Source organism: Terrabacter aeriphilus (genome assembly GCF_039542985.1).
GTDB lineage: Bacteria > Actinomycetota > Actinomycetes > Actinomycetales > Dermatophilaceae > Terrabacter > Terrabacter aeriphilus.
Map to the genome: position 1 here is coordinate 161,281 of NZ_BAABIW010000028.1, position 21,313 is coordinate 182,593.

Here is a 21,313-nt window from a genome sequence, read left to right on the forward strand (position 1 = left end):
GCTCGGGAGGCGTCAGCGCGTGCCGGCGCTCCCGAGCGGGCGACAGTTCTCACGTGACCCGCGTTCATAACCATGCCTTTGCATGGTCCCAACGCTAACTTATGAGCAGCGCGATCGGCAAGCGGTGCTTGACGGGCGCGTGGTCGTGTCGGTGTCGGCCCCTAGGGTTCTCGCGTGACCGTCCGTCCCAGCGCCCCCGACCCCGGTGCAGCCAGTGCCCCCGACCCCGGCGCCTCGCGCCCGGTGGTCCGCAGGTCGCGTCGCGGCGCGGGGTTCGTCCTCGGCGCGGTCGCCGTCACCCTGCTGCTCTGGGCGTCGGCGTTCGTGGCGATCCGCCACCTCGGCCGCGACGTCCCGCCGGGCGCGCTCTCGCTGGGTCGGCTCCTCGTCGCGTCGGTGGCGCTGGGCGGGCTCGTCTTCCGCCGGCCGCGCACGTGGCCCGCGCGCCGCGACTGGCCGCTCCTGCTGCTCTGCGGCATCGGCTGGTTCGGCGTCTACAACCTCGCGCTCAACGAGGCCGAGCGCCGCATCGACGCCGGCACGTCGGCGCTGCTCGTCCAGATCGGTCCGATCCTCGTGGCCCTGCTGGCCACCGTGTTCCTCGGCGAGCGGATGAGCCGCTGGCTGCTGCTCGGCATGGCGGTCGGCTTCGGCGGGGTGATCGTCATCGCCCAGGGCTTCGCGTCGGGCGAGAAGGGTGACCCGGTGGGCGTGTGGCTGGCCGTGCTCGCCGCCGTCACGTATGCCGTCGGCGTCCTCGCGCAGAAGCCGCTCCTCGGCCGGCTGCCGGGGCCCGAGGTCACGTGGCTCGCGTGCGTCATCGGCGCGGTCGTCTGCCTGCCGTGGTCGGGAGAGCTCGTCGAGGTCGTGCGCACCGCCGACGCCGCGACGCTGGGCTGGATCGCCTACCTCGGCGTCTTCCCGACGGCCATCGCCTTCTCGACGTGGGCCTACGTGCTCGCCCGCAGCGATGCCGGCCGGCTGACCCTGACGACGTTCCTCGTGCCGTTCCTCGCGACGCTCATCGCGTGGGGCCTGCTCGGCGAGGTGCCGCCGCCGCTGACCTTCGTCGGCGGGGCGCTCTGCATCGCGGGCGTGCTGCTGACGCGGCGCCGGGCGGGGTAGCCGGGATCGGCAGCTCGGTGGGCTCAGTGCGCGATCGGGGCGTCGTGCAGCACGCGCTCGAGGTCGCGGTCGACCTCCGCGTCCGCGCCGAACGGCGCCCGGGGGAGCCGGAAGGTCCTGCGGTGGTGCGGCTCGAGGGCCGCGACGACGAGTCCGACGAGGATGAGGAAGAAGAGGATGTCCATGGCAGAAAGTCTGCGCCCATCGTGATGCTGCCACGAGTGGCAGAACCGTCGATGCTCGACAAGATCCTGCCAGTGCTGCGACCCTGATCCCATGTTGCGCACCGTTGCCGTCGTCGCCGAGGAGCCCGTCGCCACCTTCGAGCTCGGCGTGCTCTGCGAGGTCTTCGGCGTCGACCGCACCGACGACGGGGTGCCGCCCTTCGACTTCCGGGTGTGCTCGACCCGGCCGGGCGAGGTGCTGCGCACGACGACCGGCATGGGTGTGGTGGCGCCGCTGCCCCTCGAGTCCGCACGCGGCGCCGACCTCGTCGCGATCCCCGGCGGCGCGGTCGACGGGCCGTACCACCCGGCCGTGCTCGACCTGCTCCGCGACACCGTCGCGTCCGGCGGCCGGGTGCTCTCCGTCTGCTCGGGCGCGTTCCAGCTCGCCGCGGCCGGCCTGCTCGACGGGCGCGAGTGTGCGACGCACTGGCGGCACGCCGCGCAGCTCGCCGCCGAGAATCCCGGGGCGCGCGTCGACCTCGACGTGCTCTACGTCGAGGACGGTCCCGTGCTGACGAGCGCGGGCACTGCCGCCGGCATCGACGCCTGCCTGCACCTCGTGCGCTCCGAGCTCGGCTCGGAGGTGGCCACGCGGATCGCGCGCCGCATGGTCGTGCCGCCGCACCGCTCCGGCGGCCAGCGCCAGTTCGTCGAGACGCCGCTGCCGACCGAGCCGTGCGAGGGGCTGCAGGAGCTCCTCGAGTGGGTCTCCGAGCGCCTGGACGAGGAGCACTCGATCCCGTCGCTCGCCCGGCGGGCCGCCCTCTCGGAACGCACGTTCGCGCGCCGGTTCGCCGCCGAGGTCGGCACGACGCCCCACCGCTGGCTGACGAGCCAGCGGGTGCTCCGCGCCCGCCATCTGCTCGAGTCGACCGACCTCGACGTCGAGCACGTCGCGCACGCGAGCGGCTTCGCGACCGCGGCCGTGCTCCGGCACCACTTCCAGCGCCAGATCGGTGTGCCGCCGGTCGCCTACCGGCGCGCCTTCGCGCACGAGCCCGGCGTCGGTTGAGCGGCCCGGCTCGATGGCGTGCTCTACCCCCGTCTCGGCTCGGCGCTAGAGAGCCGTAGAGGACGTCAGCGACGGGGGTTGCGCCGGGCGATGGCGGCCGAGAGCACGGTCGCGAACCCGCACCACGCCGCATACGGCGAGAGGGCGACGCCCGATCCGCGGCTCACCCGGCCCGCGCGGCGGGCGAGGTCGGCCGAGCTCGCCGTGAGGAGGGCAGCCTCGGCCGCGGCCACCCACGGGCGGCGTGAGCGCCAGAACAGCCAGCTCCACGCGGCGTTGAGCGCGAGGTTGGTGCCGAAGGCCTTGAGGTAGGCCTGGCGGCCCGCGGCGTCGCCGTCCTTGTCGAGTGCGTTGAGCACCGTGGCCGAGCTCGCTGCGATGTCGGTGTAGAGCACGCTCCACACGAGCGGGAACGCGATCGCCGGTGGCTGCCAGTCGGGCAGGTCGAGGGAGCGGTACCAGTTCGAGTCGGGCTTCGTCGCGAGCGAGCCGACGACCACGGTCGCGGCGGTGGCCGCGCCCGCGAGCGCGAGGTTGCGCATCACGGTGTCGGGCCGGGCCGTGCGCATGGCCGAGCGCACCGCGGTGTCGAAGTCGGTGTAGCCACCCGGCACGTCGACGTGGCGCTCGATGTCGCGCTCCTTGGCGACGACCTCGTGCACGAGGCTGCCGACGAGCGGCTTGGCCAGGCCTGCCGAGATCGGCGTGACGAGTCCCACCCAGTGGCTGGCGAGGCGCGGCGTCAGCACGGGCACCGTGACGACCACCGGTCGGCGGCGGCCCGTCGCGTCGGAGAACCGGGCGATCATCTCGCGGTAGGTCATCACCTCGGGCCCGCCGATGTCGAAGGTGCGGTTGACCTCGGCCGGCAGGCTGCCGGCGCCGACGAGCAGCGTCACGACGTCGTCGATCGCGATCGGCTGGATCTGGTTGTCGAGCCACTTCGGCGCGACCATCGCCGGCAGGCGCGTCGTGAGGTAGCGCAGCATGTCGAACGACGCGGAGCCGTCACCGAGCACGACCGCGGCCTGCAGCACGGCGGTCGGCACGCCCGAGTCGAGCAGGATGCGGCCGACCTCGACGCGCGAGGCGAGGTGCGGCGAGAGCACCTCGTCGTCGGGGTGCAGGCCGCCGAGGTAGACGATGCGCGAGACGCCGCCGGCCTTGGCCGCCTCGGAGAAGATCGTCGCGGCCTCGCGGTCGCGCTCGGCGAAGTCGGGCTTGTCATCCATCGAGTGCACGAGGTACCAGGCCGCGTCGGCGCCGTCGAGCGCCCGCCGCATGTCGTCGGCGGACGACACGTCGCCCTCGACCACCTCGACGCGGTCGCGCCACGGCCGGTCGTCCATCGAGCTGCGGTGCCGGGTCAGCACGCGCACGGTCCAGCCCTCGTCGAGCAGGCGCGGCACGACCTGCCCCCCGATGTAGCCGGAGGCGCCGGTCACGAGGGCGGTGCGGGAGGAGGTCATGAGGTCACCTGGTCAGTTGGAGGACGGGGGGCAGGAGCACGAGCATCCCGGTCGACCACACGACGTGCGTGATGATCGGGCCGAGGAAGCCGCCGGTGACCCGGCGCTGGAGCGCCGTGACGAGGCCGATGACGGCGGCGGCGAGGACGAGCAGCGGGATGCCGCTGCCCACGGTCGTCAGGGCGTAGAGCACCGTCGTCAGGGTGACCTGGTGGCGGGGGAGAGCGGCATACAGGGCGCCGCGGAAGTAGATCTCCTCGACGACGCCGTTGACGAAGGTGATGGCGAGCACGGCGGCGAAGGCGCCGAAGCGCGCGTGGTCGAGCAGCTGGTCGACGGGCTCGCGCAGCACCGGGATGCGCGCCACGACGAGCGCGCCGACGAGGAAGAGCAGCAGGAGCAGGCCGCCGAGCACGAGCGACTGCACGATCGGGCGGGCCTGCTCCCCGCGTCGCGTGTGGCCCATCCCGGCGTGGAGGGGTCCGGAGACGAGGGCCCCGACGAGCCAGACCGCGGCGAGGGCGATCGTCGCGACGTAGAAGAGCGGGTCGCCGGGGGTGATCCGCAGCGCCCAGCCGAGCACCGCCGTGCCGACGACGAAGGTGACGGCCACGACGAGCTGCCGCCGGCGGAAGACGGCCGGGCTGTCGCGGTGGTCGCGCTGGACCTTCTCGATGAGCGCCGCGTTGACGAACGCGCGCAGCTCGGCGACGGGGCCCCGCATCTGTGCTCTCCTCCGGTCGCTAGCGTCGGGCCCGCTCGTAGCGCGCCAGGGTCTCCTTGCGCTCGTCGTCGTGGTCGACGATCGGCTGGGGATAGTCCTTCTCGTACCCGTTGTCGTGCTTCCACGGCTCGTGGGCCGACGCGCCGGTCAGGTGGCGCAGCTCGGGGACCCAGCGGCGCACGTACTCGCCGTCGGGGTCGAACTTGCGGCCCTGCGTCACGGGGTTGAAGACGCGGAAGTACGGCGAGGCGTCGGTGCCGGTGCCGGCCACCCACTGCCAGCCGTGGTTGTTGCTGGCGATGTCGCCGTCGACGAGGTGGTCGAGGAAGTGCTGGGCGCCGACGGGCCACCAGACGTGGAGGTCCTTGGTGAGGAAGCTCGCGGTGATCATCCGCACCCGGTTGTGCATCCAGCCCTCCTCGAGCAGCTGGCGCATGCCGGCGTCGACGATCGGGTAGCCGGTGCGGCCCTCGCGCCACGCGTCGACGAGCCGGTCCGTCTCGGCGCCGGAGTCGTAGGGCAGCCTCGCGAGCTCCGGGCGCAGGTCGTGCCACGCCGAGCGGGGGTTGTGGTGCAGCACGTCGGCGTAGAACTCCCGCCACGCGAGCTCGGTGGAGTAGGTGCCGGCGCCCTTCGAGCGGGCGCCGCGTGCCGCGATGTCGGCGAGCATCGTGCGGGGGTGGATCTCGCCGTACTTGAGCGGGGCCGACATCCGGCTCGTCGTGTCGAGGTCGGGCCGGTCGCGCTCGTCGCCGTACGCGTCGAGCCCGTCGTCGAGGAACGTGGCCCACCGCGTGCGCGCGGCGGCCTCGCCGGCCTCGAGCCGGATGCCGTCGGGCAGCTCGGGCAGGTCGTCGGACGCCACCCGTGGGTGGGCCCACGCGATGCGCGCGGGCCGCTCGGCGGGGGCGGGCCAGCCGTGCTGGCGCCACGCCCTGGAGAACGGGGTGAAGACCTTGTAGGGCGCCCCCGAGCCGTTGAGGACGATGCCGGGCCCGACGGCATACGGCGTGCCGGTCGCGACGAGCTCGCGGTCGTCGTCGGCGAGCGCCCGCTCGACGGCCCGGTCACGGGCGGCGCCGAAGGGCGTCGTCTCGCGGGTCACGTGCACCTGGCGGGCGCCGACCTGCCGGGCGAGCCGGGGGATCACGTCGACGGGATCGCCCCGGCGCACGACGAGCGCGTCCCGGGTGTCGGCCGCGAGCGAGCGCACCGACGCCACGAGCCGCTGCGAGCGCGGCACGGCGGTGTCGAGCAGCCGCGGGTCGAGGACGAAGACGGGCAGCACCTCGTCGGCGGACTCCAGCGCGGCGAGCAGCGCCGGGTGGTCGTGCAGGCGCAGGTCGCGCCGGAACCAGAGGATCGCCGTCGTCCGCTCGCTCGCCATGCGTCGCCTCCTAGGCCGGGACCGTGGTGCCCGTCCGCTCGAACCGGATCTGTGCCACATCGAGGTACCCGGTTGCGAAGCCCGCCTCGCAGTAGGCGAGGTAGAACTCCCACTTGCGCCGGAACGTCTCGTCGAAGCCGAGGGCGTGCACCTCCGGCCAGCGGTCGAGGAACGTCTCGCGCCAGCGGCGCAGGGTCTCGGCGTAGTCGGCGCCGAAGGCGTCGACGCCGGTCACCCGCAAGGAGGTCGCGGCGTCGGTCGTGCCGCTGATCGCCTCGAGGCTCGGGATGAGGCCGCCGGGGAAGATGTGCTTCTGGATCCACCCGTAGGAGTGCTTCGTCGCCATGAGCCGCTCGTGCGACATGAGGATCGCCTGGACGGCCGCGATGCCACCGGGGGCCAGGCGCTCGTCGATGGTGCGGAAGTAGGTCTCCCAGTACTCCTCGCCGACGGCCTCGATCATCTCGACGCTGACGACGGCATCGTACTCGCCGTCGACCTCGCGGTAGTCCTGGATGCGGATGTCGACGGTGTCGGTGAACCCGGCGTCGGCCACCCGCTGCCGGGCGAGCGCGGCCTGCTCCTTGGAGAGCGTGACGCTCGTGACGGTGGCGCCCCGGCGGGCCGCCTCGAGGGCGAGCGTGCCCCAGCCGGTGCCGATCTCGAGGACACGGGTGTCCTGGCCGACCTTGGCCATGTCGAGGATGGCGTGCACCTTGCGCAGCTGCGCGTCCTCGAACGACTGCGTGCGCAGCGGCTGGTCCCCGTCGAAGATCGCCGAGCTGTAGCTCATCGTCTCGTCGAGGAAGGTCGCGAAGAGGTCGTTGGACAGGTCGTAGTGCGCCTCGATGTTGCGGCGCGAGCCGAGGAGCGAGTTGTTCTGGATGCTCGGGATGCGGCGGTCGACGAAGCCGCGCAGGCGCAGCCAGCCCTCCGGCACCGCGGTCGTCATCCGCTCGGCGAACGGCATGAGCAGCTCGGCGAGGTCGGTGCCCTCGGCGGCCTTCCAGTCCCCGGCCATGTAGGCCTCGCCGATGCCGATCTTCGGGTGGTGCGCGAGCCGCTCGAAGAGGGCCGTGGGGCGCACGATCGACAGGGCCGGGCGGTCGGGGCGCCGGGTGCCGCCGTCGAGGAGCGAGCCGTCGGGCAGCACGACGTCGACCGGCACGCGCTTGGCGACCTGGGCCAGGATGCTGCGGGCGAGGCGGGCCCGCACGCAGAGCACGCGCAGGCTCGGGCGGCGCAGGCAGATCGGCTGCGCCATCGACAGCGCGGGTGAGACGGGGGACTGGGCGGTCATCGGACGGCCTCCTCAGGGTGGCGGGGGCGGGGCATCACGGGCAGGCGGCGCAGCCACAGACGGATGCCGTGGGCCCGGATCAGGGTCGTCACGCGCTGCGTCATGAGGCCGTGCCGCCGCACGAGTCGGAACAGGGTACGGCTCGTCGCGGGCACGGGCGTGCCGCGGGTGGCGGCGGAGAGGATGCGCTCACCGTCGCGGTCGAGGGCGACGGACACCGCGACGGTGCCCTCGTCGAGGACGAGCCGGACGGCATACTCCCCCCGGGTGTCGTTGAACGGGGAGACGTAGAACGCCTTGCCGACCGTCGCGGTGCCGTCGTCGTGCACGTCGAGCAGGTAGGCGTGGCGCTCGCCGTAGGTGTTGTGCACCTCGAAGACGACGGCGACGAGCGTGTCGTCGGGGCGCAGGCACCAGAACACGCTGAGCGGGTCGAAGGTGTGGCCGAGCACGCGCGCGTTGGCGAGCATGAGCACGCGGTCGTCGGGCGAGAGCGTGACGTCGCGGGCGGCGAGGAAGCGCTCGACGTCACCGCGCAGCCCACCTCCCAGGCTGCCGCCGTCGAGGTGGTCGCGCGCGTCGAAGCGGGCGAGGGCACGGGCGGGCCAGGGCAGCCGGGGCAGGTCGTCGACGTCGACGAGCCACTGGTAGTGGCCGTACGTGAAGCTGTGGTGGAGCGGGGTACGCCGCGCGTGCGCGACCGTCCCGTCGACGAGGGCCGGCACGGGCGGCGGCGTGAGCCGGACGGTCACCAGCGCACCCCGAGCGACTGCGCCGCCTCGACGCCCGAGCGGCAGCCGTCCTCGTGGAAGCCCCAGCCGAGGTGGGCCCCGGCGAAGGCGAGGCGCTCGCCGCCGGCGTCGCGCAGCCGGCCCGCGGCCTCGACGGCCTCCCGTGTGAAGATCGGGTGGTCGTAGGTCATGCGCGCCGTGACGAGGGACTCGTCGACGATCCCCTCGGGGTTGAGGGTGACGACGTGGTCGTCGGCGTCGGTGATGCCGTGCAGCCGGTTCATCCAGTAGCTGACCGTGACGTCGGGGGCCGGGGCGTCGCAGGCCGTCATGCGGTAGTTCCACGAGGCCTTGGCCTGCTGCGGTCGCGGCAGCACCGAGGAGTCGCGGTGCAGCCACGTCGTGTTGCGCGAGTAGCCGATGGCGCCGAGGTCGCGCTTCTCGTCGGGGGTCGCGTCGGCGAGCAGCGCGAGGGCGGAGTCGGCGTGCGTCGCGACGACGGCACGGTCGAAGGTGGCCGTCTGGCCATCGCGGACGAGCACGTCGACGCCGTCGTCATGGCGGCTCACGGCGGTGACGGGGCTGTCGCGGCGGACGTCGGGCAGGCGCTCGACGAGGCGGTCGACGTAGGTGGCCGAGCCGCCCGTCACGGTGCGCCACGTGGGCGAGCCGGTGACGGTGAGCATGCCGTGGTGGTCGAGGAAGCGGAAGAGGTGGCGCGCGGGGTAGACCGACGCGTCGAGGTCGCCGCACGACCACACGCACGCGACGAGCGGGATGGCGAAGTGCCGCACGAAGTACTCGGAGAAACCCTGCGCGGCGAGGAACTCGCCCCACGTCGGGTCCTGCGACCCGTCGAGCAGCAGTGCCTGGGCGGCCTTGTGGAAGCGGGGCACCTCGGTGAGCATCCGGACGAACCGGGGGTCGGCGAGACGGCGCTTCTGGGCGAACATGCCCTTGGCGCCGCGTCCGCCGGCATACGACAGGCCGCAGCCGCCGCACGTGATGCTCATGCTCATCTCGGTGGCCTGGGTGGGCACGTCGAGCTCGCGGAAGAGGCGCAGCAGGTGCGGGTAGGTGCGCTCGTTGTGCACGATGAACCCGCTATCGATGCGCAGCGACCCGTCGCGGCCGACGACGTCGTGGGTGTGCGCGTGGCCACCGAGGCGCGTGTCGGCCTCGAAGAGCGTGACGTCGTGCGTCGTGCTCAGCACGTGCGCGGCGGTGAGGCCGGAGATGCCGGCGCCGATGACGGCTGCCGTGGGGCGCTGAGCCCCCGGGGTGGGTACGGGTCGGTCGGAACGAGTCACCGAGGCCTCCTGCTGTTGGGTCCCGTGTGGTTCGGCGTGGCGCCCCGACCGGATTGGAGCGGGACCGCAACCGGCGCCGCTGCGTTGTCCATCCCTCGGCCACACCGTATGGTGGCTGTCAAAGGTCTGTCAAAGGTTGGAGAAGGCATGGACGTCGAGCGCAGCGTGACGGTGCAGCAGCCCGTGGACCGGGTCTTCGCCTACCTCAGTGACTTCACGAACACGACCGAGTGGGACCCCGGAACCGTACACACCGAACGCGTCGCGGGCGAGGGCGGTGTCGGCACGCGCTACCGCAACACCTCCCGCTTCCTCGGGCGCGAGACCGAGCTCGACTACCTCGTGACCGAGAGCGTGCCCGGCGAGCGCTTCGCCCTCCGCGGCGAGAACGCCACCGTCGTCGCGCACGACACCATGACCTTCGTGCGCACGCTCGAGGGCGGCACCGAGGGCACCACCGTCACCTACCGCGCCGACTTCGAGTTCAAGGGCGTCGCCCGGCTCGTCGCGCCCCTGCTCGCGCCCGCCTTCAAGAAGCTGGGCGACGAGGCGGAGCGGGGCATGCGGCAGGCCCTGAGCAGACTGTCCTAGGGGAGCGCCCGTGTACACGATCAAGCGAGCCGCCGAGCTGACCGGCATCAGCGTCGCCACCCTGCGGGCCTGGGAGCGGCGCTACGGCGTCGTGCACCCGCAGCGCTCCGACGGTGGCTACCGCCTCTACGGCCCCGAGGACGTGCGCGCCCTCGCCATCATGAACTCGCTCGTCGGCAGCGGCTGGTCGGCCCGTGAGGCCGCCGCCGAGACCCTCCGTCGTCTCTCGGGCCGCGACGCCGGTGGCCCGGACGCCGGGCGCGAGCCGGCCAACGGCTCGCGGGGTGTCGGGCGCGCCGACGGTCGTGCTGACGGTCGTGGCGCCGGGCGGGGTGACGGTCGGCGGGGACAGGTGGCGCCGCTGCGCGGCGGCGGCCGCTACCAGTCCGAGGACGCCGAAGCCTTCATCCGGGCCGCCGAGCGCCTCGACTCCGCCTCGGCGACGGCCGTGCTCGACGCCCGGTTCGCCCTGGGCACCTTCGAGCACGTCGTCGACGACTGGCTCATGCCCACGCTGGGCCTCGTCGGCGAGGAGTGGGCGCACGGGCGCCTCACGGTGGCCGGCGAGCACCTCGTGTCGTATGCCGTGCAGCGCCGTCTCGCGGCCGCCTACGAGGCCGCGGCCGGCCGCGCCGACGGCCCCACCCTGCTCATCGGGCTGCCCCCCGGCGCCCGCCACGAGCTCGGCCTGCTCGCCTTCGCCGTCGCCGCGCGGCGGGCGGGCTTCGCGACCGTCTACGTCGGCGCCGACCTGCCCGCCGAGGAGTGGGTGCGCGCCATCGAGGTGCGGCGCGCGGCCGGCATCGTCATGGCCGTGCCCCGCAACATCGACATCACCGCCGCGAGCGACATCGTCGACACCGTCTCGCGCACCCACCCCGAGGTCGTCATCGGCCTCGGTGGCAGCCAGCAGAACGAGATCGAGGGCAGCTGCATCCACCTCGGGCACTCCATCACCGTGGCCGTCGGCGAGATGACCCGCCGCCTGCGGATGTCCGCCTGAGCGTGCGGGTCCTCGTCCTCGGGGGCACCGGCGAGGCCCGGGCGCTCGCCGCGCGCCTCGTCGCGGGCGGGGCCGAGGTCGTGACGAGCCTCGCCGGGCGGGTCAGTGCACCGGCGCTGCCGGTCGGCGGGCTCCGGGTCGGGGGGTTCGGCGGCGTCGACGGGCTCGCCCGGCACCTCGACGAGGAGGGCTACGACGTCGTCGTCGACGCCACCCACCCCTTCGCCGCGACGATCACCGGCAACGCCGTGGCCGCGTGCGCCCGGGCCGGCACACCCGTGCTGCGCCTGCACCGGCCGGGCTGGTCGGAGCACGCGCTCGCCGGCGGCTTCACGTGGGTCGACGACGTCGCGGCCGCGCGGGGAGCCGCCGAGCGCCTCGGCAGCAGGCCGTTCCTCACGACCGGGCGCCAGCAGCTCGAGACCTTCGCAACGTGGCACGACCGCTACGTGCTGGCCCGGGTCGTCGACCCGCCCGGCTGGGCGGTTCCGGCCTCGTGGGAGGTGCTGCAGGCCCGCGGCCCCTACCCGTACGCCGCCGAGCACGCCCTGCTCGCCGACCGCCGCATCGACGTGCTCGTCACCAAGGACTCCGGGGGCGCCCTGACCGAGGCCAAGCTGGCGGCCGCCCACGACCTCGGCGTGCCGGTCGTCGTCGTGCGCCGGCCCCCGCTGCCGCCGGGGGTGCGGGTCGTGACCACGGTCGACGCGGCGGTGCGGGCGGTGCAGGCGGTGCGGGCGGTCGACGGGAAACGGGCCTGACGGCATCCGTCCTCGCGTAGTTTCGTCGCGTGACGGCAGGCGCGCGCGACGGGGCGCCGTGGGAGCGGCTGCTCCCCGGGGTCGCCGTGCTGCGCCGCTACGACCGGGTGTGGCTGCGCGGCGACGTGCTCGGCGGCATCACCGTGACGGCCTACCTCGTGCCGCAGGTGCTCGCCTACGCGGAGGTGGCCGGGCTCCCCGCGGTCACCGGGCTGTGGGCGGTCGGGCCGGGACTGCTCGTCTACGCCCTGCTCGGCTCGTCGCGGCAGCTGTCGGTCGGCCCCGAGTCGACGACGGCGCTCATGACGGCGGCCGGCGTCGGGGCGCTCGTCACGGCCGCCGGCGGCGAGGTGGCGCGCGAGGAGATGGCGGCGCTGCTCGCCGTCGCCGTCGGGGTGCTGTGCCTCGCCGGCTACCTCCTCCGGCTCGGCTTCCTCTCCGAGCTGCTCTCCAAGCCCGTGCTCGTCGGCTACATGGCCGGGATCGCGGCGCTCATGGTGGTGAGCCAGATCGGCAAGGTCATGGGCATCCGCGTCGAGGGCGACTCCTTCGTGCAGGAGCTGAGGTATGCCGTGACGCACCTTCGCGACACCCACCTGCCGACGCTGGTGCTGGCGCTCGCCGTCCTGGCCGTGCTCGTCGTCTTCCACCGCACGGCCCCGACGTGGCCGGGCCCGCTCATCGCCATGCTCGGCGCGACCGTCGTCGTCGCCGTCTTCGGGCTCGCCGACCGCGCGGGGCTGCAGCTCGTCGGTGCCGTGCCCGAGGGGCTGCCCGCGGTGCGGTTGCCCGACGTGCGCGACGCCGACGTCTGGGCGCTGCTGCCCGCCGCCCTCGGCATCGCCGTCGTGGCCTACTCCGACAACGTGCTGACCGGGCGCGCGTTCGGCGCGCGTCACCGCGAGAGCATCGAGAGCAACCAGGAGCTGCTCGCCCTCGGTGGCGCGAACGTCGCGGCCGGGGTGCTCCAGGGCTTCCCGATCAGCTCGAGCGGCAGCCGCACCGTCATCGCCGACGCCATGGGCGCGCGCACCCAGCTGCACTCCCTCGTCTCGCTCGTGCTCGTCGTCGCGACGCTGCTCTGGCTCGGACCGGTCATCGGCGCCTTCCCGACCGCGGCCCTGGGGGCCGTGGTCGTCTTCGCCGCGATCCGGCTCGTCGACGTCGCCGAGCTGCGCCGGATCGCCGCCTTCCGCCGGAGCGAGCTCGTGCTCGCGCTCTCGACGACCGCCGCCGTGCTCCTCTTCGGCGTGCTGCCCGGCATCGGGGCGGCCATCGCGCTGTCGGTGCTCGACCTGCTCCGGCGCATCGTGCACCCGCACGACGGCGTGCTCGGCTACGTGCCCGACGTCGCCGGCATGCACGACATCGACGACCACCCGGACGCCGTGCAGGTGCCCGGCCTCGTCGTCTACCGCTACGACTCACCGCTGTTCTTCGCCAACGCCGACGACTTCGCGAAGCGGGCGCTCGCGGTCGTCGACGCCGCGTCCACGGACGAGCGGGTCGAGTGGTTCCTGCTCAACGCCGAGGCGAACACCGAGGTCGACCTCACCGCCGTCGACGCCCTCGAGACGCTGCGCGGCACGCTCGAGCGCCGCGGGATCGTCGTCGCGATGGCGCGGGTCAAGGAGGACCTCCGGCGCTCGCTCGAGGCCGGCGGGCTCGTCGAGCGCATCGGCGCGGACCGCATCTTCCCGACGCTCCCGACCGCGGTCGCCGCGTATGCCGAGTGGTATCGCGGGCAGCACGGCCACCCGCCGCCCGGGCTGCGCATCCCACCCGTGCCCGCGCAGCCCGAGCCCGACGCCTAGCCTTGGCGGCATGGATCCCGAGCACGCCCCACCGACCGTCGCGTCGATCCACGTCGCCAAGGGGCGCCGGCTGCCGACGCGGTCGGTGCCGAGCGTGGAGGCCGAGGCCGGGGCGGGCCTCGTCGGTGACCGCTACCACGGCAGCCGGCACCGGCACGTGACGATCCAGTCGCTGCCCGACCTCGAGGCGGCCGCCGCCGACCTCGGCCGTCCCGTCGACCCGGGCCTGACCCGGCGCAACCTGACGATCTCGGGCGGTGACGTGCCGACGAAGCCCGGCGCGCGCATCCGGGTCGGCGACGTCGAGCTCGAGGTCGTGCGCATCGCCGCGCCCTGCCGACTGCTCGACGACACCCTCGGCCCGGGCGCCGCACGCGCCCTGCACGCCCGCGCTGGCACGGTCTTCCGGCTGCTGACGTCCGGCACGATCACCGTCGGCGACGACGTGGACCTGCACCCCGACACCGCCCCCGACCCCACCCCCTGATCACCGTCGAGAGGCCAGCTCTCGTGGGTCCTCACCCGTCGAGAGGCCAGCTCTCGTGGGTCCTCACCCGTCGAGAGGCCACCCTTCCTGGGTCGGTGCGTTTCGAGGTGGCGGCGGCGACCGCGGCCGTCGCGACCGAGACGGCGAGCGAGCCGGCCGAGACCCGGTGCGCCAACCGTCGGGCGGGCGCGATGTCCGCGGCAGCGGCCGCCTCGCCCTCGCCCAGCGACCCGCGGTCCTCGACCCGACCCTCGTAGCTGTTGCGGCCCCCGAGCCGCACGCCGAGCACCCCGGCAAAGGCGGCCTCGATGACGCCACCGTTGGGGCTCGGGTGGGCGGGGGCGTCGCGCCGGACCGCGGTCCACCCGGCGCGGGCGCGGGCCGCCGACGGTGCGGACGCGAGCGCGAGGGCGCCGGCGACCCGGGCCGGCACCCAGTTCACGACGTCGTCGAGTCGCGCTGCGGCCCAGCCGAACTCGCGATAGCGCTCACTCCGGTGCCCGATCATCGCATCGAGCGTGTTGACGGCGCGGTAGCCGAGGAGACCCGGTATGCCGAGGAGACCGCCCCACAGCAGTGGCGCCACGACGGCGTCGGAGGTGTTCTCGGCGAGGGACTCGATGCAGGCCCGGGCGACCTCGTCGGCCCCGAGTCGTGACGTGTCCCGCCCGACGAGGTTGCCCACCTGCCGTCGGGCCGCCCCGAGGTCGCCGACGCGCAGGTGGGCGTCGACGGCCGACGCCTCGCGCAGCAGCGACCGTCCGCCGAGCACGGCCCAGGTAGCAGCCGCGGTGGCGAGCGTGTGCGCGGTCGCCCGGCCCCGCGTCGCGCGCTCCGCGGAGAGTCCCGCGAGGGCCGTCGCGGCGACGAGGAGCGTCACGTGGACCGTGCCGCGGGGGCGGCTGACGGCATACGTCCTCTTCTCGAGAAGGGTTGCGGCAGAGCCGAACCCGGCGACAGGATGCCATTGGCGGGGGTCGCCGACGAACTGGTCGACGCACCACCCCAGGGCGAGCCCTGCCGCACGGCTCATGCGAGGACGTCGAGGGCGGCGACGTCGCCGATGACGACGACGGCGGGCGCACCGAGGCCCGCAGCGCGCGCGACGGCGTCGATCTGCGACAGCGGTGCCCGCACGGTGCGCATGCTCGGCAGCCCGGCGTCCGCCACAAAGGCCGCGGGGGTCGACGGTGCGAGCCCCTCGCCGACGAGCGTCGCGGCGACCGCACCCAGCGTCGCCACCCCCATGAGCACGACGACGGTCGTTCGGCTGCGGGCGATGGCGCCCCAGTCGAGGGTGCTCCGTGGGTCGCCCGGCGGGACGTGGGCGCTGACGACGGTGAACCCCTGGACCAGGGTGCGGTGCGTCACGGGGATGCCGGCGAGGGCAGGCGCCGCGATGCTCGACGAGATGCCGGGGATGACGGCGACCGGGATGCCGCGCGCCGTGCACGCCTCGGCCTCCTCGCCACCGCGCCCGAAGACGAAGTTGTCACCGCCCTTGAAGCGCAACACGTTCCGCCCGGCGAGGGCGTGCTCGACGAGCAGCTCGTTGATGCGCTCCTGCGGCGTGAACTCGCCCCGGGGGATCTTGCCGACGTCGACGACCTCGACGTCGTCGCGCGCGTGCCGCAGGGCGCTGAGCGGGGCGAGCCGGTCGTGGACGATGACGTCTGCCACCCGGATCGCCTCGATGCCGGCGACGGTGATCAGCGACGGGTCGCCGAGCCCGCCCCCGAGCAGGGTGACGGACCCGACGGTGCGCGTGCCGGGGGCCTCGGTGCCGGCCGGCGCGGGGCGCGCCGACGGGTCGCCGCGGAGGACCACGTCGAAGGCCGTCGGGTCGGCCTGCGCGTCGAGCGCCACGAGGCCCCGCTCGGCGAGGTCGCGCAGCGACGTGGGCAGGGCCTCCGGTCGAGACGCCACGGTGACGCGGGCGCCGTCGTCGAGGAGGGCGTGCACCGTCGCGACCGTGTGCGGGTGCACCCGCGCGAGGAGGACGGACAGTCCGGCGAAGCTCAGCTCAGGCGACACGGCGCCGTCTCCTCAGGTCGTGGAGGGCCGTCGCGACGGCACGAGAGGTCTCGGGGTCACGGACGGCGAGGCGGATCCAGGTCGGGCCGAGCCCGGGGAAGGTCTCGCCCCGGCGCACGGCGAAGCCGAGGCGGGCGAGGTCCTCCCGCACCGAGGCGGGCCCGAGGGGCACCGTGTCGACGAGCACGAAGGGGGCGGCGGACGGCGCCGCCGTCGCGAGGCCGACGCCGGCGAGCTCCCGCACGAGCACCGCGCGGTGGCGGGCGAACGTCGCGGCAGCCGCGTCGGCCTCGGCGACGGCACGCTCCGAGAGGCAGGCGACCGTCGCGGCGACGGCCGGGCTCGACACCGACCAGGGCGGCTGCACCGAGCGCAGGGCCGCGACGAGCCCCGGATCGCCGACGACGTAGCCCGCCCGCAGCCCGGCGAGGCCCCACGTCTTGGTCAGCGAGCGGACGACGAGCAGGCCCGTGAGGTCGCCGCCGACGAGCGACTCCGGCTCGCCCGGCACGGCGTCCATGAAGGCCTCGTCGACGACGACGACGCGACCCGGGCGGACCAGCGCCCGGAGGTCCGCTGCGGGGTGGAGCACGCCGGTCGGGTTCGTCGGGTTACCGACGACGACGAGGTCGGCGCCGGCGTGGTCACCCGCCGGCGCGAAGGCGGCGGGGTCGAGCCGGAAGCCGTCGCCGGCGTCGAGGACGACGCGGTCGACGGGGCGCCCGGCCGCGCGCAGCGCCGCCTCAGGCTCGGTGAACTGTGGGTGCACGACCGCGGGCCGGTCGCCCGCGACGGCTCGCGCGACGAGGGTGAACGCCTCGGCGCCCCCGGCCGTCGGCAGCACGCACGCCGGGTCGACGCCGTGCCGGGTCGCGATCGAGTCGACCGCCGGCGCGGGGTCGGGGTAGCGGCCGAGGTCGTGCAGCGAGGCCGTGATCGCGTCGGCGACCCACCCGGGCGGGGCGGGCAGCCGGACGTTGACCGCGAGGTCGACGAGCCCGGGGGCCGCGTCGCGGTCACCGTGGTGGTGCAGGTCGACGTGCGGGTGCAGGCGGCCCGGCCCGCCGCTCACGACGCCCTCCGGCGTGCGGGGGACGTGCCGGCATACGCGTGCACGTCCGAGGCGAACCGCGCGGCGAGCCAGGGGTGTCCGGCCCAGTGCGTGTGCAGGTAGGACGCGTGGAGGGTGGCCCGGCCGGTGCCGGCGGGGTCGAGCGCGAAGCCGTCGGGGCGACCGTCGAGGAGCCAGGCGGGGCTGCCGGGGCTGCCGGGGCTGCCGGGCACGGGCGCGTCGACGGTGGTGCGGTGGAACTCGTGCCCGGTGACCCGACTGCCGGCGGGCGCCAGCAGGGAGTCGACCGGTGCGACGGCCGTGCGGTAGCCGAGGGTGAGGCGCGGACCCATCCGCGCCGCCGCCGGCACGGCGCCGACCATGGGGTGGCCGTCGACGGCCTCGGCGAGGTAGAGCAGGCCGGCGCACTCGGCGACCGTCGGCAGGCCGCCGCGGACCGCGCGCAGCACGTCGCGGCGCAGCGGCTCGTTCGCGGCGAGGTCGGCGGCGTGCACCTCGGGGAAGCCGCCGCCGAGGTAGAGGCCGGCCGTGCCCTCGGGGAGGGCACGGTCGCGCACCGGGTCGACGACGACCGGCTCGAGCCCGGCCGCGCGGAGCAGCTCGTCGGTCTCGGCGTAGCGGAAGGTGAAGGCGCGGCCGCCCGCCACGGCGACGACCGGCGCGCCGACGCGTGGACCGGGCGTCGCCGGCAGGCCGGGCACGCCCTCGAGGGCGAGCACCGGGTCCCAGGCGACCCCCGGCAGGTCGGGCGCCGTGCGGGCGATCGCGAGCACCGCGTCGAGGTCGACGTGCTCGGTGACGCGTGCCGCCAGCCGCTCGAGGGTGGCCGCGGCCTCCTCGCGCTCGGCTGCGGGCACGAGGCCGAGGTGACGCGACGGGGTCTCGATGCCGGCATCGCGCGGGAGCACCCCGAGCACCGGCACCCCGGTGGCCTCGAGCGCCGAGCGCACCTCACGCGTGTGCCTCGGCGAGGCCGCCTTGTTGAGCACGACCCCGGCGACCCGGACGCCCGGCTCGAACGTCGCCAGGCCGTGCACGATCGCGGCCGCCGTGCGCGTCGTGTGGCTGACGTCGACGGTGAGCACGACGGGCGACCGCGTCAGCGTTGCGACATGGGCCGTCGAGGCGTCGCCGTCCCCGCCGACCCGACCGTCGAAGAGGCCCATGACGCCCTCGACGACGGTGACGTCGGTGTGGCCGTGGGCGGCCGCGCCGTGCAGGAGCAGGGGCACGACGCGGTCGGCCCCGCAGAGGAAGGGGTCGAGGTTGCGCCCGGGGCGCCCCGTCGCGAGCGAGTGGTAGCCGGGGTCGATGTAGTCAGGCCCCACCTTGGCGCCCGCGACGGCCAGCCCGCGCGCCCGCAGCGCGGCCATCAGGCCCGTCGCGACCGTCGTCTTGCCGTGGCCCGAGCCCGGGGCCGCGACGACGAGGCGCGGCAGGGCGGTCACCACTCGATCCCCCGCTGGCCCTTCTGGCCGGCGTCGAAGGGGTGCTTGACCTTGCGCATCTCGGTGACGAGGTCGGCGAGCTCGAGCAGCGGCTCGGGGCAGCGCCGCCCGGTGATGACGACGTGCTGGTGGCCGGGACGCCTCCGGAGCGTCTCGACGACGTCGTCCACGTCGACCCACCCCCAGGCCATCGGGTAGGTGAACTCGTCGAGCACGTAGACGCCGTGCGTCTCCGCGGCGAGCCGGCGCTTGATCTCCGCCCAGCCCTCGCGTGCCGCGAGGGCGTGGTCGTCGTCGGTGCCCTCCTTGCGGCTCCACGACCAGCCGGCGCCCATCTTGTGCCACTCCATCGGGCCGCCCCGCCCCGTCTCGCGGTGCAGCTCGCCCAGGGTCTCGACGGCCGTCTGCTCGCCGATGCGCCACTTGGCGCTCTTGACGAACTGGAACACGCCGACCGACCAGCCCTGGTTCCAGCCGCGCAGCGCCAGCCCGAAGGCGGCGGTCGACTTCCCCTTGCCGTCTCCGGTGTGCACGACGAGCAGCGGGCGGTTGCGCCGCTGGCGCGTGGTGAGGCCGTCGTCGGGCACGGCTCCCGGCTGGCCGCGCATCAGGCGGCCCGTCCCGTCGCCGCGCGGGTGGCGCCGACGATCGCCGAGGCCGCGAGCTCGTCGACCGGGAGGTGCTCGGCCCCGAGCTGCTCGGCGAGCCGCGCGGCCAGCCCCATCCGGAAGCGGCCCGACTCGCAGTCGAGCACGACGGACTCGACGCCCTCGTGCCGCAGGTGGCTGGCCGCGCGCGCCGCGCGGCCGAGCGCGTCGGGCCCGCTCGTGGCCCGCCCGTCCGTCACGACGACGAGGAGGGCGCGCCGGCTGGGGTCGCGCAGGCGCTCGATCCGCACGGTCTCGTATGCCGTCACGAGCCCCTCCGCGAGCGGCGTGCGTCCGCCGTGGGGCAGTCCCTGCAGCCGTCGCACGGCGACCTCGACCGACCCGGTCGGCGGCAGCGCCAGCTCGGCGCCCGAGCCGCGGAAGGTGACGAGCCCGACCTTGTCGCGGCGGCGGTAGGCGTCGAGCAGCAGCGACAGCACGGCGGCCGTCACCGCCTCGAGGCGCTTGCGGGCGGCCATCGACCCCGAGGCGTCGACGCAGAGCAGCACGAGGTTCGCCTCGCGGCCCTGAAGCACCGAGCGGCGCAGGTCGCCGGCGGTCACGCGCAGCCGTCCGGATGCGCCGGCCGTCCGGTCGTGGACGCCCCGCGAGGCGGCCGCCCGGATCGTGGCCGGCAGGTGCACCGGGCCGGTGCGCGCACTCGTCGAGCCGACCCGGCGGCCGGTCGTCGTCAGGGCTGCCGACCGCCGGCCCGCCTCACCGTGTCCGATTCCCTTGGCGCGCAACAGGCGCGCCGCGTAGGGCTGGGTCGCGGGGGCCGCGATGCCGTCGCTGCCGGCCCCGTTCCCGGCAGCGGGGCCGGCCGTGGAAGGCGCGTCCGCGGGGTCCGTGTCGACGGAGGAGCGCGTGGGCGTCTCCGGGGCGGCTGCTCCGGAGGGTCCCGAGGTGCCGTCGACCCGCCCCGCAGGCTGCGGCTCGCGTGAGTGCTCGGTGTCGGTCCGCTGCCCGGTCGTCCCGCCGTCGGTGGGTGCGGCGTCCGACTCGCCGTCGCCGCCCGTGCCCTGCTCCGGGCCCCGGCCACCGGGGTCGGTGCCGGGGTCGGGGTCGGTGCCCGGATCGGGCTCGTCGTCGCCGAGCAGCTCGTCGAGGAGGGCCTCGTCGAGGCCGGGGGAGTCGAAGGGGTTGCGCCGCCGGCGGTGCGGCAGCGCGAGCCGCGCGGCCGCGCGCACGTCGGCGAGCGTCACGTGCGTGCGCCCGGCCCACGCGGCGTGGGCGACGGCCGCCCGGGCGGTGACGATGTCGGCGCGCAGGCCGTCGACCTCGAAGCCCGCGCAGACCGTGGCCACGCGGGTGAGCACGGCGTCGGTGAGGCGCACCTGCCGGACGCGGGCCCGGGCCTCGTCGATGCGTGCCCGCAGGGCCTGCTGGTCGTCGTCGAACCGGGCCGCGAACGCGGCGGGGTCGGCGTCGAAGGCGAGCCGACGGCGTACGACCTCGGCACGGGGGCAGGGATCGCGCGGGGCGGCGACCTCGACGGTGAGGCCGAAACGGTCGAGCAGCTGCGGACGCAGCTCTCCCTCCTCGGGATTCATCGTGCCGACGAGCACGACCCGCGCCGGGTGCGCGACGGAGACCCCGTCGCGCTCGACCGTGTTGCGGCCCATGGCTGCGGCGTCGAGGAGGAGGTCGACGAGGTGGTCGTGCAGCAGGTTGACCTCGTCGACGTAGAGGATGCCCCGGTTCGCGGCGGCGAGCAGCCCCGGCTGGTAGGCGGTTTCGCCCCGTGCGAGGGCGCGTTCGAGGTCGAGCGAGCCGACGACGCGGTCCTCGGTCGCGCCGATGGGCAGCTCGACGAGTCGCGCCGGCCGGGTGTGCGCCGGCGCGTCGGTGTCGTGGGGGCCGTCCGGGCAGGCGGCCGTGTCGCCCGGCGCGCAGCCGAAGCGGCACGCCGTGACCACGGACTGGTGGGGGAGCACGGCCGCGAGCCCACGCACCATCGTCGACTTCGCGGTGCCCTTCTCGCCGCGCACGAGCACGCCGCCCACCTCGGGCGACACCGCGGTCAGCACCAGGGCGAGGGCCAGGTCGTCGGCGCCGACGACGGCCGTGAAGGGGAAGTGGTCGCTCGACCCGGTCGGAGCCGGGATCGAGGGTGCGTTCGAACCGTCGCGCATGGCGAGCCTCCTGCGGGTGCCTCGCCCGCGTCGGTG

At 75.0% G+C, this 21,313-nt stretch carries 20 protein-coding genes; 7 read left to right on the forward strand and 13 right to left on the reverse strand.

Features of this window, described 5'->3' with window-relative positions:
* Positions 1 to 174 precede the first annotated feature (174 nt).
* A complete protein-coding gene (locus ABD979_RS19330; protein WP_345509158.1) occupies positions 175 to 1,125 on the forward strand; it encodes a DMT family transporter in 951 nt (316 codons plus the stop codon).
* Between the two features lie 23 nt (positions 1,126 to 1,148).
* Here ABD979_RS19330 and ABD979_RS19335 read toward each other — a convergent pair whose 3' ends face one another.
* Positions 1,149 to 1,310, reverse strand: coding sequence for a hypothetical protein (locus ABD979_RS19335; RefSeq protein WP_345509159.1), 162 nt, complete (start codon positions 1,308 to 1,310; stop codon positions 1,149 to 1,151).
* Between the two features lie 91 nt (positions 1,311 to 1,401).
* Between ABD979_RS19335 and ABD979_RS19340 the strand changes: the two genes are divergently transcribed.
* Entirely contained in the window at positions 1,402 to 2,364 is a 963-nt protein-coding gene (locus tag ABD979_RS19340) for a GlxA family transcriptional regulator (RefSeq protein WP_345509160.1), read from the forward strand.
* Between the two features lie 65 nt (positions 2,365 to 2,429).
* Here the strand turns inward: ABD979_RS19340 and ABD979_RS19345 are convergent, their stop codons facing one another.
* From ABD979_RS19345 to ABD979_RS19370, 6 genes are read right to left on the reverse strand one after another with little or no spacing between them, the layout of a single operon-like run.
* Complete coding sequence (locus ABD979_RS19345; RefSeq protein WP_345509161.1) at positions 2,430 to 3,833, reverse strand: tryptophan-rich sensory protein; 1,404 nt, start codon at positions 3,831 to 3,833, stop codon at positions 2,430 to 2,432.
* Positions 3,834 to 3,837: 4 nt separating this feature from the next.
* Complete coding sequence (locus ABD979_RS19350) at positions 3,838 to 4,557, reverse strand: CPBP family intramembrane glutamic endopeptidase (protein ID WP_345509162.1); 720 nt, start codon at positions 4,555 to 4,557, stop codon at positions 3,838 to 3,840.
* 19 nt (positions 4,558 to 4,576) lie between these two features.
* The gene (locus tag ABD979_RS19355) at positions 4,577 to 5,944 is read right to left on the reverse strand and encodes a cryptochrome/photolyase family protein (protein ID WP_345509163.1); all 1,368 of its coding nucleotides are present in this window, start codon (positions 5,942 to 5,944) and stop codon (positions 4,577 to 4,579) included.
* A 10-nt stretch (positions 5,945 to 5,954) separates the two neighbouring features.
* Positions 5,955 to 7,244, reverse strand: a complete 1,290-nt coding sequence (locus ABD979_RS19360; RefSeq protein ID WP_345509164.1) for a class I SAM-dependent methyltransferase — start codon at positions 7,242 to 7,244, stop codon at positions 5,955 to 5,957.
* Positions 7,241 to 7,996 carry a DUF1365 domain-containing protein gene (locus ABD979_RS19365; RefSeq protein ID WP_345509165.1) on the reverse strand — a complete coding sequence of 252 codons (756 nt, stop codon included), beginning with the start codon at positions 7,994 to 7,996 and terminating at the stop codon, positions 7,241 to 7,243. The genes ABD979_RS19360 and ABD979_RS19365 overlap by 4 nt, the downstream gene beginning before the upstream one ends.
* Complete coding sequence (locus tag ABD979_RS19370; protein ID WP_345509167.1) at positions 7,993 to 9,285, reverse strand: NAD(P)/FAD-dependent oxidoreductase; 1,293 nt, start codon at positions 9,283 to 9,285, stop codon at positions 7,993 to 7,995. The genes ABD979_RS19365 and ABD979_RS19370 overlap by 4 nt, the downstream gene beginning before the upstream one ends.
* A 147-nt stretch (positions 9,286 to 9,432) precedes the next feature.
* Here ABD979_RS19370 and ABD979_RS19375 point away from each other — a divergent pair, with 147 nt between their 5' ends.
* From ABD979_RS19375 to ABD979_RS19395, 5 genes are read left to right on the forward strand one after another with little or no spacing between them, the layout of a single operon-like run.
* A complete protein-coding gene (locus ABD979_RS19375; protein WP_345509169.1) occupies positions 9,433 to 9,876 on the forward strand; it encodes an SRPBCC family protein in 444 nt (147 codons plus the stop codon).
* A 10-nt stretch (positions 9,877 to 9,886) separates the two neighbouring features.
* On the forward strand, positions 9,887 to 10,879 hold the full coding sequence (locus ABD979_RS19380) for a MerR family transcriptional regulator (protein ID WP_345509170.1): 993 nt from the start codon (positions 9,887 to 9,889) through the stop codon (positions 10,877 to 10,879).
* A gap of 2 nt (positions 10,880 to 10,881) precedes the next feature.
* The gene (locus ABD979_RS19385; protein WP_345509171.1) at positions 10,882 to 11,640 is read left to right on the forward strand and encodes a cobalt-precorrin-6A reductase; all 759 of its coding nucleotides are present in this window, start codon (positions 10,882 to 10,884) and stop codon (positions 11,638 to 11,640) included.
* A gap of 29 nt (positions 11,641 to 11,669) precedes the next feature.
* Positions 11,670 to 13,454 (forward strand): SulP family inorganic anion transporter, encoded by a 1,785-nt coding sequence (locus ABD979_RS19390; RefSeq protein WP_345509172.1) that lies wholly within the window; start codon positions 11,670 to 11,672, stop codon positions 13,452 to 13,454.
* A 10-nt stretch (positions 13,455 to 13,464) separates the two neighbouring features.
* Positions 13,465 to 13,941 carry an MOSC domain-containing protein gene (locus ABD979_RS19395; protein ID WP_345509173.1) on the forward strand — a complete coding sequence of 159 codons (477 nt, stop codon included), beginning with the start codon at positions 13,465 to 13,467 and terminating at the stop codon, positions 13,939 to 13,941.
* Between the two features lie 31 nt (positions 13,942 to 13,972).
* Here the strand turns inward: ABD979_RS19395 and ABD979_RS19400 are convergent, their stop codons facing one another.
* Genes ABD979_RS19400 through ABD979_RS19425 form a run of 6 tightly spaced genes read right to left on the reverse strand, consistent with a single transcriptional unit; the run spans position 13,973 to position 21,277 of the window.
* Positions 13,973 to 14,974: a cobalamin biosynthesis protein gene (locus ABD979_RS19400; protein ID WP_345509175.1), complete on the reverse strand. Its 1,002-nt coding sequence runs from the start codon at positions 14,972 to 14,974 to the stop codon at positions 13,973 to 13,975.
* Positions 14,971 to 15,975, reverse strand: coding sequence for a uroporphyrinogen-III C-methyltransferase (cobA, locus tag ABD979_RS19405; protein ID WP_345509176.1), 1,005 nt, complete (start codon positions 15,973 to 15,975; stop codon positions 14,971 to 14,973). The genes ABD979_RS19400 and cobA overlap by 4 nt, the downstream gene beginning before the upstream one ends.
* A complete protein-coding gene (gene cobC, locus ABD979_RS19410; RefSeq protein ID WP_345509177.1) occupies positions 15,965 to 17,047 on the reverse strand; it encodes an Rv2231c family histidinol phosphate aminotransferase CobC in 1,083 nt (360 codons plus the stop codon). Before cobC ends, cobA begins: the two co-directional genes overlap by 11 nt.
* Complete coding sequence (locus ABD979_RS19415; RefSeq protein ID WP_345509178.1) at positions 17,044 to 18,495, reverse strand: cobyrinic acid a,c-diamide synthase CobB; 1,452 nt, start codon at positions 18,493 to 18,495, stop codon at positions 17,044 to 17,046. The genes cobC and ABD979_RS19415 overlap by 4 nt, the downstream gene beginning before the upstream one ends.
* Positions 18,492 to 19,103 (reverse strand): cob(I)yrinic acid a,c-diamide adenosyltransferase, encoded by a 612-nt coding sequence (cobO, locus tag ABD979_RS19420; protein ID WP_425584010.1) that lies wholly within the window; start codon positions 19,101 to 19,103, stop codon positions 18,492 to 18,494. Before cobO ends, ABD979_RS19415 begins: the two co-directional genes overlap by 4 nt.
* Positions 19,103 to 21,277 carry a VWA domain-containing protein gene (locus ABD979_RS19425; RefSeq protein ID WP_345509179.1) on the reverse strand — a complete coding sequence of 725 codons (2,175 nt, stop codon included), beginning with the start codon at positions 21,275 to 21,277 and terminating at the stop codon, positions 19,103 to 19,105. The genes cobO and ABD979_RS19425 overlap by 1 nt, the downstream gene beginning before the upstream one ends.
* Positions 21,278 to 21,313: the final 36 nt, after the last annotated feature.